This window comes from Streptomyces sp. NPDC001536, assembly GCF_042894505.1.
Lineage (GTDB): Bacteria > Actinomycetota > Actinomycetes > Streptomycetales > Streptomycetaceae > Streptomyces.
The window spans coordinates 288,177-303,296 of record NZ_JBIAVQ010000013.1 but is presented as its reverse complement, the minus strand read 5'-3'; the positions used below and the strand labels follow the sequence as shown (position 1 = coordinate 303,296).

Annotated in this window: 13 protein-coding genes; 2 read left to right on the top strand and 11 right to left on the bottom strand. The window is 73.3% G+C overall.

Translation table 11 applies throughout. From position 1 onward, the window contains the following. The 11 genes from ACFY0U_RS32465 to ACFY0U_RS32415 all read right to left on the bottom strand — a co-directional run bounded on the left by ACFY0U_RS32465 (position 1) and on the right by ACFY0U_RS32415 (position 10,931). Positions 1-690 (bottom strand): hypothetical protein, encoded by a 690-nt coding sequence (locus ACFY0U_RS32465; protein ID WP_388641874.1) that lies wholly within the window; start codon positions 688-690, stop codon positions 1-3. Further along, entirely contained in the window at positions 687-962 is a 276-nt protein-coding gene (locus ACFY0U_RS32460) for a hypothetical protein (protein ID WP_388641872.1), read from the bottom strand. Before ACFY0U_RS32460 ends, ACFY0U_RS32465 begins: the two co-directional genes overlap by 4 nt. Before the next feature lie 3 nt (positions 963-965). Further along, positions 966-1,772 carry a hypothetical protein gene (locus tag ACFY0U_RS32455; protein WP_388641870.1) on the bottom strand — a complete coding sequence of 269 codons (807 nt, stop codon included), beginning with the start codon at positions 1,770-1,772 and terminating at the stop codon, positions 966-968. 61 nt (positions 1,773-1,833) lie between these two features. Then, positions 1,834-2,985, bottom strand: a complete 1,152-nt coding sequence (locus ACFY0U_RS32450; protein WP_388641868.1) for an AAA family ATPase — start codon at positions 2,983-2,985, stop codon at positions 1,834-1,836. Positions 2,986-3,010: 25 nt separating this feature from the next. Further along, positions 3,011-4,906 carry an ATP-binding protein gene (locus ACFY0U_RS32445; protein ID WP_388641866.1) on the bottom strand — a complete coding sequence of 632 codons (1,896 nt, stop codon included), beginning with the start codon at positions 4,904-4,906 and terminating at the stop codon, positions 3,011-3,013. Continuing rightward, the gene (locus tag ACFY0U_RS32440; protein ID WP_388641864.1) at positions 4,903-5,781 is read right to left on the bottom strand and encodes a hypothetical protein; all 879 of its coding nucleotides are present in this window, start codon (positions 5,779-5,781) and stop codon (positions 4,903-4,905) included. Before ACFY0U_RS32440 ends, ACFY0U_RS32445 begins: the two co-directional genes overlap by 4 nt. Further along, a complete protein-coding gene (locus tag ACFY0U_RS32435; protein ID WP_388641862.1) occupies positions 5,753-6,781 on the bottom strand; it encodes a JAB N-terminal domain-containing protein in 1,029 nt (342 codons plus the stop codon). Before ACFY0U_RS32435 ends, ACFY0U_RS32440 begins: the two co-directional genes overlap by 29 nt. Further along, the gene (locus tag ACFY0U_RS32430; RefSeq protein ID WP_388641860.1) at positions 6,771-8,222 is read right to left on the bottom strand and encodes a ubiquitin-conjugating enzyme E2; all 1,452 of its coding nucleotides are present in this window, start codon (positions 8,220-8,222) and stop codon (positions 6,771-6,773) included. The genes ACFY0U_RS32435 and ACFY0U_RS32430 overlap by 11 nt, the downstream gene beginning before the upstream one ends. Continuing rightward, positions 8,219-9,310, bottom strand: coding sequence for a HesA/MoeB/ThiF family protein (locus tag ACFY0U_RS32425; protein WP_388641858.1), 1,092 nt, complete (start codon positions 9,308-9,310; stop codon positions 8,219-8,221). Before ACFY0U_RS32425 ends, ACFY0U_RS32430 begins: the two co-directional genes overlap by 4 nt. After that, on the bottom strand, positions 9,307-10,050 hold the full coding sequence (locus tag ACFY0U_RS32420; protein WP_388641856.1) for a hypothetical protein: 744 nt from the start codon (positions 10,048-10,050) through the stop codon (positions 9,307-9,309). Before ACFY0U_RS32420 ends, ACFY0U_RS32425 begins: the two co-directional genes overlap by 4 nt. Beyond that, complete coding sequence (locus ACFY0U_RS32415; RefSeq protein WP_388641854.1) at positions 10,047-10,931, bottom strand: effector-associated domain EAD1-containing protein; 885 nt, start codon at positions 10,929-10,931, stop codon at positions 10,047-10,049. Before ACFY0U_RS32415 ends, ACFY0U_RS32420 begins: the two co-directional genes overlap by 4 nt. 203 nt (positions 10,932-11,134) lie before the next feature. Here ACFY0U_RS32415 and ACFY0U_RS32410 point away from each other — a divergent pair, with 203 nt between their 5' ends. Together ACFY0U_RS32410 and ACFY0U_RS32405 are read left to right on the top strand one after the other, a co-directional pair. Continuing rightward, positions 11,135-13,264 (top strand): hypothetical protein, encoded by a 2,130-nt coding sequence (locus tag ACFY0U_RS32410; RefSeq protein WP_388641852.1) that lies wholly within the window; start codon positions 11,135-11,137, stop codon positions 13,262-13,264. Beyond that, positions 13,261-15,114: a hypothetical protein gene (locus tag ACFY0U_RS32405; protein WP_388641850.1), complete on the top strand. Its 1,854-nt coding sequence runs from the start codon at positions 13,261-13,263 to the stop codon at positions 15,112-15,114. The genes ACFY0U_RS32410 and ACFY0U_RS32405 overlap by 4 nt, the downstream gene beginning before the upstream one ends. Positions 15,115-15,120 lie beyond the last annotated feature (6 nt).

Sequence of the window (15,120 nt, the reverse complement as noted above, 5' to 3'; positions counted from 1 at the left end):
TCAGGGGCCCTCCGCCCGGCCGGTGTCCGTCCCGGTGGCCGGTTCCGAGGGCAGCCAGGCCGCGGAGCCTAGGCGGGTCGTGGCCCAGTCGCGCCAGCGGTTCAGTACGTCGTCGCCGCCCTGGCCGTCGTAGGCCGCGCGGAACAGTCGCGCGCCCCAGTCGAACCGTTCGACACGGTCCGCGGCCTCCACGGCCCAGTCGAGCATCAGTCGGCGTTCCGTGCGGGCGGCCAGGGTCGGCAGGCGGGACTCGATGCGGGGGAAGAGGTCGAGCAGGGGGCCCGCGGGGCCGCCGTCGAGGCGGTCGGTGAGGGCGCGGGCGAGTTCGAGGCGCAGCTGCTGCGGGCCCTTGCCGACGGCGCCGGCGGTGGCCAGGAGCTGCCGGGCGGGGGTGATCTCACCGGCGAGGAGCAGCTCCCAGGCGGCCTCCAGACGGCGGCCCCGCTCCTGCCAGCAGCGGGCGGCGAGTTCGGGCCTGCCGAGGAGGCGGTAGCAGCGGGCCGCCTGCTCCGGGTGCCCGGCCTGGCGGTAGGTGCGGGCCGCGTGCTCCAGGTCACCTGCCCGCTGGTAGGCGTCGGCCGCCGACCACTGCCAGCCCAGGAGGTCGTAGCAGCGGGCGGCCTCGGTGTGGGCCTGGGCCTCGGAGTAGCAGCGCGCGGCCTTGAGCAGCAGCCGGGTGCGCCTGCTCATGATCTCTCCTGCTCACCCGAGGCCTCGGTCTCCTCGTCCTCGGACCGCAGGCCGGCCGCCGGTTGCGGATCGTGCCGCCACCGCGGCGGTTCCTCCAGCGGCGAGACCTCCTCGACATCGGGCCTGCGGGCCAGGACCCGCCCCAACTCGGCGCTGATCCGGTCGTGTTCGGCGTCGTGCTCGGGGCCGGAGCCGGAGCCGATGTCGTCCACCTGGAACAGCTCGACCTCTCCGGTCTCCGTGTTGAACCGGAACCGCACACGCACCCGCATCGGTCAGTTCTCCATCCCGAGATCGAGTTCGAACTCGATCTCGATGCCGTCCTCGGACTCCTGCTGCCGGACGCCGGTCGCGCCGTGCTGCCGGGCGAAGTCGAGCAGGGCCCGCTGATAGGCGATGGCCAGCACGCCGTTGACCGCGCGCAGTCCGTCCCGGCCGAGTGCGGTGATGCGTTCCCGGTTGCGGGTGTCCAGGTCGGCGCGCACCCGTTCCCGCTCCTCGGCCAGCCGGGTCTGCGCGGCGGCGTCGGCGGCCTGCTGGAGGCGCGACTGCGCGGCCGCGGCGGCCGTCGCCGACTCCCGGTCCGCCTGCATCCGCAGCCGGCCCGCCAGCTCACGCGCCCGCCGCACCGCGTCGGCCTCGGCCGCCACCTGCGCCTCCTGCTCGGCCACCTCACGGGTCCGCCCGCCGAACCCGTCGGCGTAGTACCGCCCTTCGGCGCTGCCGGTCGCCTGCTCCCGCACCGCACCCCGCAGGGTCTCGGAGGCGCGGCCCTCCACGGTCACGGAGTCCTCCAGGCGGGCGGTGACGACGAGTTCGCCGGTGCCGGGGTCGTAGCGGACCCGGCCGTCCGGCAGGGTCAGTACATGGCCGCCCTCTTCCAGATGCCAGCCGTCCGCCGTGGTGAGCGTGTGCTCGAAGACCAGGCGGGTGGCCTGTCCCAGGGTGCCGCCGAAGGGATGGCGCACCTCCAGCTCGCTGATCACGGAGCCGCTCGCGCTGGCGCGGCGCTCCAGAGCGAGCTCCCACGCCTCGACGACGTCCCGGGTGGCCTCGACACGGACCCTGCGCGGATTGCACATGGAGCTGGTGTCCCCCTCATTCCGCAGCGGGGCGCGCTCGGAGCGCGCCCTTCGGTGTGCGTCAGCCCTGGTCCAGCAATTTCAGAGTCTCGTCAATGATACGCGCGACCTCCCCTTCACCCTCTCGGTTGCCCGGAACCGCACGCCTCAACTCCAGCCTCAGGGAGTTGAGTTGCCGCAGCACCCGCTCGACCGCGGCGGGCGGCGAACCGGCGTCCACCTGACGCCGGAGGACGCGGGCCTCGGAGACCAGGCGCCGCATGATGCGGGCCGGCTCGTCGGGGTCCTCGTCCGGCCGGCCGGTGCGGCGCCGCACCGCGTCCCGCACCATCGTCGCGTGGGCCGGGTCGGACCAGAAGTGCTCCAGCGGCCACAGGTCGGCGGGCTCGGCCCGCACCCGCTCGGCACGCAGGGCGGCGGCCGCCACCAGACGCAGGCCGCGGATGATCCGGCGGTCCGACAACGTCACGCCCTGGCCCAGGAGTTCACGGACCAGCTCGGCGTACTCGGGGGTGACCGCGCTCAGATCGGCGTGCGCCAGCTGACGGCCGAGGCGGCCCAGCGCGGCGGGGTCGATCCAGCTGTGCCCGTCGCCCTCGGCCGGGGTGCCCCGTGCGGACCCCTTCGCCAGCAGCTCGTCCAGCCGGTCGCCGGCCACCGGCGGGATCGTCAGCCGCAGCAGGAACCGGTCGGCGAAGGCCAGCAGCGACGGGTCCTGCGGCAGGCTGTTGGCGGCGCCCACGAGGGTGATGAGCGGCACGGACTCGATGTCCTGGCCGTTGTGGAAGACCCGCTCGTTCATCACCGTCAGCAGGGTGTTGAGGATCGGGCTGCCGCTCTGGAAGATCTCGTCGAGGAAGGCGACCCGTGCCGTCGGCAGCATGCCCTCGGTGCGGAACCGGTACTGGGCGCCGCTCTGGAAGGCCGGCACGTCCACCGGTCCGAACAGCTCGGCCGGCTCGGTGAACCGGGTCAGCAGCCGCACGAAGGGACGGCCGCCCAGACCCGCGGCGAACCGGCTGACCAGGTCCGTCTTGCCGGTGCCGGGCGGGCCGAGCAACAGCACGTGCTCATGCGCGAGCACCGCGACCTCCAGCAGGTCCAGAGCGAGCCGCCGCCCCACGAAGTGCTGCTCGACACTGCGGCCGAGCGCCTTGAGCCGCCGCACGGCCGCGAGGTCCTCTTCGCTCCACGTGGTCGTCGCGGTGGTCATCGGCGCTCCGGGGAAGTCGCGACGGTCATCGGCGCTCCGAGATCATTTCCAGGCGCCCCTGCTGGAGGCGGCCCACCAGCCAGCCCAGTCGGCGCGCGTCCGGTTCGATGCCGTGCATGTGGCGGCCGACGAACGCGTCCCGCATGAGCGAGCGCAGTTCGTCGCCGTTGCGGCCCGCGGTGGCCTCGGCGATCAGTTCCAGGACCTCGTCGTCCAGGGAGATGTGATAGCGGCCTGCGTGGTGGCGCAGGATCGCCCGGCGCGCGGTGACGTCGGGCAGCGAGATGGCGATCGAGCGGAACCGGCTCGGCCGCAGCAGCGCCTTGTCGATGATGTCGATGCGGTTGGTGGTGCCGATCACCAGCATCGGCACCTCGGGCCGGAAGCCGTCCATCTCGGTGAGGATCTGCGCGACCACGCTGTTGCCGGCCCGGGTGCCGCCGTCGGGGCGGCTGCTGCGCTCCATCGTGATCGCGTCGATCTCGTCGAAGACGATGACCGAGGGCGCGCTGCGCCGCGCCGACGCGAAGATCTCCCGCACCTTGCGCTCGCTCTCGCCGACGTACATGTCGGTGACCTCGGGCCCCGACACCACCTGGATGGTGGCGTTCATGCCGTTGGCGATGGCCTTGGCGAACAGGGTCTTACCGGTGCCGGGCGGGCCGTAGAAGATGATGCCGCGCGGGACGAGTTCGGAGCGCACCTCCTCCATGTCGTCCGGCAGACTCTGAGCCCCGCTGATGATGGCGAGGGTCCGCCGGATCTCGTCCTTGACCTCCTCGTAGCCGCCGATGTCGTCCAGCGTCACATTGGGCACCTCGAAGTGCGAGGACTGCTGCGCCTTGAAGGTCAGCAGGGTCTCCCGCAGATCCTGGAGCGTGGCCCGGCTCGACTGCTCGCGGTGCTGCTCGTGGGCGTACCGCATGGCCTGCCGCAGCCGTACGGGGTTCATGCCGGCCACGTGCTTGTAGAACTCGCGCGGCTGGAACCCCTCGAAGGTCCCGGCCTCCTCCCGGGTCACCAGGGCGACCCCCAGCAGGCTCTCCTCGTGCTCCGGTGTCCGCACCTTCGGCGGCAGTCCGCTGAGGGTGACCCGGGCGCTGAACCGCTCGGCCAGCACGTCCGGCAGCGGCAGGGTCGGGTCGGCGAAGGCCAGGACCAACTGGTCCGGGAAGGCGTACAGCAGCTCGACCAGCTCACGGGCCTCGGCGTGCCGACCCAGGTCGGCGCTGCCGGCCAGCAGGTCGAGATGGGTGAGGACGATGACGTCGCCCTCCTTCAACTCCTCCAGCTGGGCGCGGAGTCGGGCCAGCCGCCGCTGGCGGGTGTTCATCGACGCGCCGGACATGTCCGCGACCGGATCGTCGGACGGACGGCCGCCACCGTCCTCGGAGGAGTCGTCGTCGAGGCGGATGCCACGGCACCCGGCGAGGGTGACCATCTCCTGCCACAGATGGGTCACGACGAGCTTCTCGCTGATCACGAGGACGGGCAGCCCGCTGCGCAGCAGGGAGGCGACGGCCTCGATGTGCGGGTAGTAGGCGAGCCGGACGGCCTCGGCGTCGGTGATCTTCTCGGGGTGGGCGGGTGGTTCGGGGCCGGTGGGGGACTCGACACCCGTGGCCGGTCCGGAATCGGCGGGGGACTCGACACCGGTGGCCGGCGCCGGTGCCTCGTCCTTGACGAGTGACTTCACCCCCGGCGGTGCGAACAGCGGTGTCCCCGGGGCGATTTCGCTCCGCAGCCAGACGTCCGGACCGAACTCCGACCAGGGCCGCTCCAGCAGCTCCGCGTCCAGCGGATCGAGCAGCCACACCTCGCACGAGGCCAACACCTCCCGCAACGTGCGGTCGCCCGAGGCGCCGAGCAGATCCATCCGGCCGCCGTGCTCCGCGGTGGCCAGCCGCAGGGGTCGGGTCATCGGTCCAGCACCTCGCGCAGTCCCTCGAACTCCCGCACCCGGCCGTAGACACGGTGCAGTCCCACACCCGCGCGATACCCCTCGAGCATCCTGCGGCGCCGCAGCTCCTCGGGGTGGCGTCGGGCCAGCACGGCCAAAGGTTCCCACCAGTCGAGCGTCGCCCGCGCCCACTGTCCGCGCTCGTCGTCCTCCAGCAGCCGGGCCGGGCTGTCGCGCACCAACTGCCGTATGCCGTCGGTGAGTCGGTGATAGTGCTCACCGTGGTGCAGCAGTGCCGTCTCGTACACCTCGTACACGACTGTTCTCTCCCCCGGCGTGAAGCGGAACCGGCGCAGCAGCGCCGCGCGGTGGCGGGCGGTCTCGGGCGAGGACGGTGGCGCCGCGAGGGCGGCGACCGCCGTGCGCCGGCCCTCGGGATGGTCGAGGAACCGGTCGAGGAGCTGCCCGCACTGCTCCCGCATGTCCGGCGGGGGAAGGTCGAAGAGCGCGGTGACGGGGGAGGCCCGCAGCAGCTCCGCCCGCAGCTCGGCGTCGACCGGCGTCGCCGACAGCGCACGCCCGACCAGGCCGTGACGGCACATCAGATCGCGTCCGGTGCCGGAGCCGTTCACTCCGAACACCGCCTGGCGGGCGGTCGCCGGATCGTCCCGCAGGGCCAGCGCGGCGGCGAGCATCAGCGGCTCCAGACCGGCCGGCCCGCGGTCGCCGAGGGGCGGGTCGGACAGGCGCAGCCGGGCCGCGGTGACCCGGGCGAGCCGCTCCAGCAGGACGACGGGATCGTCCGCCGTGTCGTGCGGCCTCGAAGAGGTGGTCGGGGGCGGCGCGGGTGCGCCGCCGGGCGCCGGTTCAGTGATGGCCCAGTGAAGGATGCGCACTACGGTGCTTGTCAGCGTCGTCATCGAGGTTCCGGATCGGACAGGGGGCCATCCAGTCGTCGGAGGAGGCGTAGCAGGTCAGCACCCGCCGACGCGAGGTGAGATTGATGAGGGCGGCCACCTGCCAGGGGCGCCGGAAGGTGTCCCGGTGCAGGTCGATGTCGGTGCGGGACAGGCCGATGGTGCGTTCGGTCTGGAACAGGTGCGTGTGGTACCAGCCGACCAGCTGCCGGTCACCGAGGATCCGGTTCATCGCGCCGAACGAGTCCCCGGTGAACGTGAAGTGCATCAGCGAGGCCCCCGAGTGCTCGGCCGGGAGCACCTCGTCGACGATCACCGCGTGCAACTCCGGGACGTCCGCCCGCCGGAAGGCCCGCCCGACCAGGAACCCGCCCTCCTCGACCTCGGTCGACAGCTCCATCTCCATCAGCCGCCGCTGCACCCCGGCGCCCAGCAGCACGGTCACCGGCGCCTCGGTGTCGGTGAGTTCCACCCCGTACTCCGTCAGGTCGAGCAACGGGATCTGGGGCTCGGCCGCCGGTCGGATGCCGAACGCCAGCCGGGTCGAGCGGGAGGTGTCGATGTCGTCCGTGCCGTCCACCACCGGGGGCAGTCGCTGGGCCGACTCGTCGTCCTCCGGCGAGGGCAGCCCCGCGATACGGAACGCCCACCGGCGCTCCTCGGGGGCGAGTTCGCGGGCCAGCCGAGCCAGGACCGGGCCGACGAGACTGTTCACGGAGTAGGGCTTCTGATGGACCACGCGTCCCTCCATGTGGATCGCGACATGGATGTACCCGAAGTCGGCACGGAGATTGGTGAGGTGCGGGTCTCCCTCGTAGATGTCGGGGCCGGGGTCGTTGCGCAGCATCAGGCGGAAGCGGGCGCTGCCCTTGAAGGGCGCCGTCTCCGCCGCGAAGGCCGGCTTCAGCAGCGCGATCAGGGGCTCGGTGCGCACCAGTTGCCGTGCCTCGCCCTGGAACAGCTCGACGTCAAGTGCCATCGGCCACCCCGTCCGTGGGCCTTATCCGCAGGGCGCCGATGCGCAGGGCGCCGTCCTCGGGAGGCGGGGCCGCCACCGGCGGCTTGCCCCCGATGGCCTCGATCATGGCCGTACCTTCCTCGGTCTGGGCCCAATATGCCGCGATCGGGTTGAAACTGTCCGTGATCTCGTAGTTACGATACCCAGCCATGTCCACGAGCATCTGGCACAGTTGGCCGAAGTCCAGGGCCGGACGCCAGGAGTGGGCCAGCACGCCCAGGCACACGGCCCCTTCGGCCTGGGGGTACTGGGGATCGGGCCCCTTGATGTTGGGGTGGAAGATCGGGCTCAGCCAGAAGACGGCCGGGGCGACCAGCGGGAAGTCCGGGCCCAGCAGGATCAGCGCGTTGTGCCGGTCCTGCCGCTCCGGGCGCGGGAAGGAGTTCGCGCTCTGCTGGTCGGGCAGGCGCAGACCGGATCCCTTGAAGCGGATCTCGTAGTCGGTGGGGAACTCCGGGTCGTCCGTGTCGACGATCTCGAAGTCCGCGTGCTGGTCCGCGTAGCGCTGCATCTCCTCGCGGACCCGGATGATCGCCTGCATCCGTAACTGGGCGTTGCCGGCGGTCGCTTCGGGATAGACGTTGAGGGTCTCGCCCTCGCGCACCCCCGCCGCGTGCAGGGACTGCGCCGGGTCGAGGCGGCGGAAACTGCCGTCCGGCTGCTGGTGGTCGACGACGGTACGCGGGCGGCGCCCCATCCGGCCCTCGTAATGGGCGAGTACGGCGGCGGCGATGTCCCGCACCGGAGTGATCGACGGCACGCCCGCCAGGTCGTACGGCTGCTGGTCGGGGCCGTTGACCCGGAGCGCCTCCAGCAGATAGGGGCGGTGGTCGTACACCTCCTGGAGGAGTTCGAGGTCCGCCGGGGCGCCCGCGTCCAGTAACCGCCCGCGCAGCTCCTCGATCTGACCCGGCGCCAGCTCGTAGGTCAGCGACATCGCGATCTGTCCGACCTGAGCCTCCTCGCCCTGGCTGACGAAGAACATCTCGGCCTGGGGGTCGAGGTCGCGCACCTCATGGATGAACGCGGCGTGGTGGGTGCTGCACACGAAGACCAGCGTGGGATACGTCTCCGAACCGGCCGAGCCCACCTGGCCGGAGGGCGCGGCATGCGGCTGGGCGCGGGGCGGTGTCGGCGGTTCGGTGACCGGCTCCAGCGCCTGGACCGAGGCCCGGAACAGGGCGTTGCCCGGATACTCGTTGTGCACCGCGCGGGCCAGCTGGGCCTCGCCGTCCACGAGCACGCCCGCGTCGATCAGACGGCGCGCCTCGGACCAGTAGACCCGGGAGGTCGCGTCCACCGAGGGCAGCCGGCTCTCCGGGAAGCCGATGGTCCGCAGGATGATCTCGCCCTCCCGGGGGTTGATCACCCGCTCCAGCTCGTTGTACAGCTCGTCCCTCACCGGGCACCCTCCGTTGTCGCGCGGCGTTCCGGGGCCGACTCGCCCGGTGCACCCACCCGTTCACCCGTTCTCGCAGCCAACTCGACGTACCGCAGCCCCGATCCGTCCCGCCGGGCCACGGGCAGCACTTCGCGCGGCGCCACCCCCAGTGCGCTCAGCCGCGCCGAGGCGGGCGCGGACCGCAGCCGGGAGGTGACGGCGGGCACCGCCGCCCGCCGCCGCACCGGCCTGCTGAATCCTGCCCACGTGAGGGGCTCTTCGTGCACGTCCACGTGGTCCAACAGCTCGGCCACCGTGGCCCCGTGGTCCAGCGGCAGCACCGGGACCTCGTCGGGAAGCCGCTCGTGCAGCGGGCAGTCGGGGTCGGGCCGGTCGCGCGGCGCGGTCCCGGACAGCGGTACGGCGAGACCGGCGGCGTCGATCCGCAGCGGCGCGTCCGGCACGGACAGCCCGAGCAGCAGTCGTACGGCGAAATCGGCCAGCCAGGTGCCGACCAGCGCGGACACCGGAGCCGAGGCGCCCACCGCACCGGCCGGATCGGGTGCCGCGCACGACCAGGGGTCGTCCTGCACCGCCCGCTCGGCGGGTCGGAGGCCGCACGCCCAGCAGCGGCCGCCGGGCGGGAACCAGGAGACCTCGCCGCCCCACGCGTGCGTGCCGCCGTCCAGCATGCCCGTCCCGGCCAGCGTGCACCGCCCGGCCAGCGCGATCCGGGCCGCCCGGCTGTCCAGCGCGCCCACCACCAGGTCGGCCGCGCGCAGTTCGGCCAGCCCGGCACCCGAGACATGCGGCGCCTCGCGCGCGTCCACCACGGTGTCGGGAGCCAGATCCGCCAGCGCCTCCGCGACGACGCCCGCTTTGGGCCGGCCCACGTCCGCCGCGCGGAACAGCGGACAGCGGCTGAGGTTGCTGACGGCGACCGTGTCCGGGTCGCACACCACCAGGCGGCCCACACCGGACAGGGCGAGCGTCTGGGCCACCGTGTTGCCCAGCGCCCCGGCGCCCGCCAGCACGACCGTCGCCCCGGCGAGCCGCCGCTGGTCCCAGCCGGGGATCAGGGCGTGCCGCGCGAACCGGTCCCCGCTCACCGGGTGTCCCGCAGGGAGTTGAGCATCAGACAGGGCACCCCCGGATGCTGTGCCTTCCAGTCGTCGTAGCAGACCAGGCCGTGGTCGGGGTCCCGGTGGACGGCGCTGGCGCAGGTCGGCGCGTGCGGCGAGCAGGTGCAGTGGATGACCACCTCGTCCGGCCGGAAGGTGTGGCCGCACACCCAGCAGCGGTGGCGGGTGGGCGCCCCGTCGCCCGGACCGGGGTGGAGCCGCAGCAGGGGGTGGCCGCTGTGCAGCCGTACCGTGCACAGCTCCGGGGGCGGCGGGTTGGCCTCGTCGAGTCCCGAGTGGAACAGTGCGGCCGTCGCGGAAGTCTGCGCGCCGGCCTCGGGGTTGAGGCAGTCGAGCAGTCGGCTGCGGTGTTTGAGCACGACCCCGGGGCCGGTCTCGGCCCGCTCGATGGAGATCTGCTCGCCCAGCCGGAAGGAGTGGTGGCAGACCGGGCAGGTGGTGCCCGCCGAGCCGAGTTTGCGCAGCAGTTGTGAGGTGACGACGGTGATCTCCTCGCCGGGCTCCTCGGCGTCCCAGTCGGGCACGTCCGACTCGCGGCTCCCGCCGGCCTGGCCGAGCAGGAAGTCGTACGCCGCCGGGCTCGGTCCGCCGGTGGTCTCCGCCCGGGTCTGGGCGCGCTCTCGCTCCTGGCTGCGGCGGCGCCGCTCGGCCACGTTCACGCCCTGGGGGACGTGCACGCTCACGGTGCGGGGCCGCGGGTCCGTCATACCGTGTCGCCCTCCCGGGCGCGGGTCACGCGCAGCAGGTCCGCCGACGCGCGCGAGCCCGAACCGGCGCCCGCCCGGCCCCGGCCGAAGGCGCCCTCCCAGGACTCGCCCGAGGCCAGCCCCGCGTAGTAGTCCCGGCAGAACGCCAGCGCGTCCTCGTCCGTGAGCGGCCCGGGGGAGCCGATGACCTCCTGTGTGTGCGGGGCGATCGCCTCTGCGTAGGGGCCTGGACTGCAACCGGTGAACACGACCACGGTCACGCCGCCCACGGCTTCGAGCACCGCGGCGAGCGTCTCGGCACCGATGGCGGCGACCCACACGGCGTCCTCCCCGAGCGGCAGATGACCGCTCGGCGCGCCGTACCCGCCGAAGTGCAGGATGTCCGGCCGGTGTTCGGTGAGCGCCGCGGTCACGTCCCGCGGCCCGATCGCCGCCGACAGCCGGACGTCGAGGGTGCGTCGGCTGCCCTGACGGGCGGCCTGCTCGATGGCGCGGTACTCCCTGCGCAACCGCAGCCGTGACGCATGCTCCGGGCCCGCGAGCAGGCAGAGCACCGTGAGGTCGTCCGGCGGGGTGAGCAGGACGGGTTCGTCCGGCGCGGCGGGCGTCACCGAGTGCAGCACCGGGTTGCCCGGAAAGTCTCGGGCCGCTTCCGCCAGCAGGTCTTCCAGGGTGAATCGGAACGCCCCGTTCTCGATCAACCGGCAGACCGCGAACCAGGTGTTGAGCGGCGCCTGACCGCCCCCGAACTGCGGCAGCCGCGCCGGGTCCGCGCCGAGCCGGTACAGGAGCTGCTGGGCCTCGGCGGCATCCGCGTAGAGGGTGGCGACGACGCGCAGCACGCCGTCGCGGTGCAACTGCACAGCCGTCAGTGCCGCCATGGGCGCCCCCTCCCCTCGTGCCTCGACTGTACCGGCCGGGAGCGATCTCCGACTGGGGTTCCACCAACGGAAGTTGATCAGCCGTCAGGAGCAGCGGGGGGCCGGTGCACTCGTTCAGATGCTCTGTCTGAAGCAGGGCCCGACCGGGCAGCGTTCTGTGATAGTTGGTCTTCCACGCGGTTCAACGGGGAGGAGACGCGGGGGTGGTGGAGTTCCGGGGCCGACGGCCCGGCTCCGGAGACGGAGAAGAGGCGGTCTTCGACCTTGAGGCGGAGACGGGGGAACGCGCCCGGTTCGAGCTGCCTCCCTTCCGGGTGCGGCGCTACCGCCGGCTGCCCGGCCGGCATCCGGTCATGGTCCAGGAAGCGGTGGGGCCCGAGGCCGAGCGGCAGATGCGCCGCCACGTCGAACTCTTCGGCAGCGTGGTCGACTTCCACGGCCCCCACGTGCCCCGCCAGCTCGCCCATGTCCTCGCCCACGACCCCTCCGAGCGCCCGCACAAACTGATCCTCGACTGCCGCGGTGAACGCCTGGCCGACTTCCCCTCCCCGGACCGGCTGCACGGACCGGGGCTGCGCATCGTCGTCCAGGACCTGTTCGAGGCCGTCGCCGCGCTGCACAAGGCCCGGATCGTGCACGGCCGGATCAGCCCCGAGCACCTGTGGTGGGACGAGGCCGAAGGGCTCCAGCTCGCCGGTCTGGAAGGCGCGGTGTACGCCACCGAGCCCCTGCCCGACCGGCCCGTGACCGACTGGGACGCGCCCGGCTTCCGGCCCGGTGTGCTCGCCGCCGCCGACCAGGACGTGCTCAGCGCCGCGCTGGTGGCGTTCTGGATGGCCACCGGCGAGGCCCTGCCGCGCGGCATCTCCAACCCGCGCGTCCACAACCTGGTCGCGCAGGGCCACGAGGACTGGCTCCAGGACCTGCTCCGCTCGGCGTTCCCGCTGGGCTCCACCGTGACCCCGCCCGCCCGTGAGCTGGCCCGCCGCCTGGCCGACGGCGCCGCCCCGCAAGGGCTGCTGGAGAGACCGCTCGCGGAGCGGGAGCGGGCGCGCGAGGCCCGGGCCCGCGAGGAGTTCCGCGCCCTGCGCTCCCGCCAGGCGAGCGGCGCCGGCAGCCTGCGGGCCCGGCGGCACGCCGCTGCCACCGCAGCGCCACCGGTGTGGTGGCGCCGGGTCGGGCAGCGCCTGCGGATCCTCCCGGACCGCCCGCACCTCACCCTCGGCGCCGTCGAATGCCCGATGTGCCTGCGGGCGCTGGACTGGGACACGGCCGAGCGGGTGGTCCTCGACGCGTCCGGCGAGATGGTGCCCGAGCGGGATCTGCCCGTCCACTCGGACGCCGAGCGCAACGCCCAGCTCGCCCGCACCTATGTCGTCTGCCCGGGCAACGACGACGTACCGCAGCACGAACTCCCGGACCGCTATCCGATGTTCGGCACCGAGCCGGTACGCATCGGACTGGTCGGCGCCTCCTCCACCGGCAAGTCCCACCTGCTCGCCGCCATCATCGACCAAGCGCGCAAGACCACCGTGATGCGGCGCTACGGACTGCGGGTCGAGGCGCTGGACCCCCAGCGCTATCACCACTACCTCAACGAGGTCGTCGCGCCCTTCATCGACCGCCGAGAGGAACTCCGGGCCACCGCCGACCGGCCCGAACTGCGCTACGCCACCGGCCTCGTCGTCACCGACGAGAACTCCGGCCGATCGCACAGCGTGATCTTCTTCGACGTGGCCGGCGGCCGGCTGGAACGCCCCGGCCGGGAGGCCGACTTCCTCAACCGGCTCAGCGCCCTGCTGTGCGTCGTCGACCCCACCCGGATCCCCGGACTGACCTCGCACGGCGGCGCCACCGGCCGCGACCCGGCGTTCGAGCACGTCCGCCAGCGGCTGCGCCAGCAGGCCGACCCGGCCGTCCCCTTCCTGCCGGTCCCGTGCGCGCTGGCCGTGACCAAGAGCGATCTGCTGCGCTTTCGCGGATACAAGGAGATCGACGACTGGCTGCACGAGAAGCCGGACGCCGAAGGCGACCTGAGCACCGTCCAGCAGGAGAGCGAGGACGTGTACGCCTTCCTCGCCGCCCGTGGCGGAGGCGACTGGCTGCAACTCGCCGGCGAATGCCTGGGCTCCACCCTGCACCTCGCCTCCGCCACCGGCACCGGACCCCGCGAGCAGGGCGACCGGGCCGCCGCGCGCCGCTTCGACGAGGCGCTGTTCCGTCAACACCGGGTGCTGCGGCCGCTGTTGGCGCTGTTCGCGATGAAGGGCGTCATGACCGGACCGGCCGCGGACGCCCTGCTGCGCGGAGGCGGAGGGGGCCACACCGCATGAGCCGGCCCGCGCACGGCGGTCCGCGCGCCGACATCACCGTCTACCGCTGGTCCGAGCGCTCCCTGACCGGCCGCGGCGACGTCGGCCCGGTCACCACCTCCCTCGACCGCGAGGCGCTGCTGCGCTGGAACAGCCGTATCGAGAACATGGTGTGGGCCACCCAGGAGCACCCCGGGGACACCGCCCCCGGCTTCGTCTACCTGCGCTACGGCCCCGAGGCGGCCGTCCTGCGCAAGCTCCCGGTGCGCGACCCGCACGGCCGCGCCGGCTCCACCCTCACCCACGTCCTGACCGGCCCGGCCACCGGCATCGACCTCCCCCTCGCGCTCGCCGCGTGCCGCAGCGACTGGGACGACTGGCTGCCCCCGCAGGTCCGCCAGGACGCTCTCCTCGACGGGACCGCACCACGCGAGACCACCTCGGAGCAACCGCAGCGGGTCCCCCTCGACCTGGTCCGCCGGCTGCTCCTGGAGGAGAAGCGACTCCTCGACGCCCTCGACACGGCCGCCGCCGACCTCCCCGACGACGTCCTCCTCCGGCTCGCCGAGGCGCTGATGGAGGAGCCCGGAGCGCCCCTGACCGTGCTCGGCTCGCCCGTCGACGGCGAGGTCGTCGTCCACGTCCTGGCCGGGCTGCTGGGCCGCGTCGTCGCGGGCAACTGGAGCTTCGCCACCCGCGAGGAGAACGACGGGGCCAAGGACCTGCCCCAGTTCGTCTTCGTACGACGTGACAGTGCCGGCTCCCTCCAGTCGGCGCGGCGCCGCATCGACGCCGAAGCCGCCCCGGGACCCGGCGGCCCGCTGCGCGACCAGGCCGCACGACTGGTCGCCTTCCACCGGCGCCGCGGCGCGGACGCGCTGACCCGGCTGGCGCCCGCGCAGCCGCTGGGCACCTCCGCGCAGATCCGCGACTGGGCGGCGGGCCACCAGGTGGCCCCCGGGCTGATGAGCGACGTCACGAGCCTGCTGGAGGCCGCCCCGCGCGGCGACCTGTCGCAGAAGGAGGACGCGTATCTGCGCAGTCCGACCTCGCTGCCGCGCGTGCAGCTGGAACTGGACCGGTTGACCGACGGCCAGCTGGCCCATCTGGTGGCCCTGTGGCGGAAGGACACCCTCGAAGGCGGGCCCTACCGGCACCTGCGGCCGGAGATCCACACCTGGGCACTGCACCGCTGCCTCGACGCGGCCGCCCACGGCGGCGCCCCCGACCTGGTGCGCGAACTCGCCGTGCGGCCGCCCGAGGACCAGGTCGTCCTGCGCGTGCTGCACGAACGGATGGAACGCGCCGCGCACCGGCGGGTCACCTTCGACGTGCTGCCCCTGCTGCGGACCGCCCAGGAGATCGGTGTCCCCCGGACCGCGCTGGACGACCTGATGAGGGTGATGGTGGAGCGCTTCGCGATGGCCGACCTGCTCAGCGAGGTCGACCGGATCAGCCGGGTCGCACCGGACCAGGCCCGCACCCTGCTGGAGAACTGCACCCGCCGCCGGGACTCGGGCCGCGAACGCCGCGACCCCTTCGACGTACTGCGCCGCACGGGGTTCCTCGCCGAGGCCGTGGACCGGATGGCGCCCCAGAGTCCCTGGCGGGCGGTGCATCTGTACCGGCTCCTCCTGCTGTGCACGGTGGGGGAGTCGGTGGGCCAGCGCGAGGTGCTGGACGTCCTGGACGCGGCGGGCCGTACGCCGTCGCCGTATCTGCTCCGGGCGCTGGCGGACAGCTGCCGCCGCGGCAAGGCACAGGACACCGTCTTCGCCGCCGTCGTCCAGCAGTACTTCCGGGAGCATCTGCCCGCCCGCCCGGACGACGGGCACGGCCGCGACGTGTCCCGCCGCGACCCCTGGTACTGAGGAGAG

Coding starts and splice junctions, on each gene's coding strand:
- ACFY0U_RS32465 (WP_388641874.1), bottom strand. CDS start 690: ATGAGCAGGCGCACCCGGCTGCTGCTCAAGGCCGCGCGCTGCTACTCC.
- ACFY0U_RS32450 (WP_388641868.1), bottom strand. CDS start 2,985: ATGACCACCGCGACGACCACGTGGAGCGAAGAGGACCTCGCGGCCGTG.
- ACFY0U_RS32405 (WP_388641850.1), top strand. CDS start 13,261: ATGAGCCGGCCCGCGCACGGCGGTCCGCGCGCCGACATCACCGTCTAC.
- ACFY0U_RS32415 (WP_388641854.1), bottom strand. CDS start 10,931: ATGGCGGCACTGACGGCTGTGCAGTTGCACCGCGACGGCGTGCTGCGC.
- ACFY0U_RS32445 (WP_388641866.1), bottom strand. CDS start 4,906: ATGACCCGACCCCTGCGGCTGGCCACCGCGGAGCACGGCGGCCGGATG.
- ACFY0U_RS32460 (WP_388641872.1), bottom strand. CDS start 962: ATGCGGGTGCGTGTGCGGTTCCGGTTCAACACGGAGACCGGAGAGGTC.
- ACFY0U_RS32455 (WP_388641870.1), bottom strand. CDS start 1,772: ATGTGCAATCCGCGCAGGGTCCGTGTCGAGGCCACCCGGGACGTCGTC.
- ACFY0U_RS32420 (WP_388641856.1), bottom strand. CDS start 10,050: ATGACGGACCCGCGGCCCCGCACCGTGAGCGTGCACGTCCCCCAGGGC.
- ACFY0U_RS32435 (WP_388641862.1), bottom strand. CDS start 6,781: ATGGCACTTGACGTCGAGCTGTTCCAGGGCGAGGCACGGCAACTGGTG.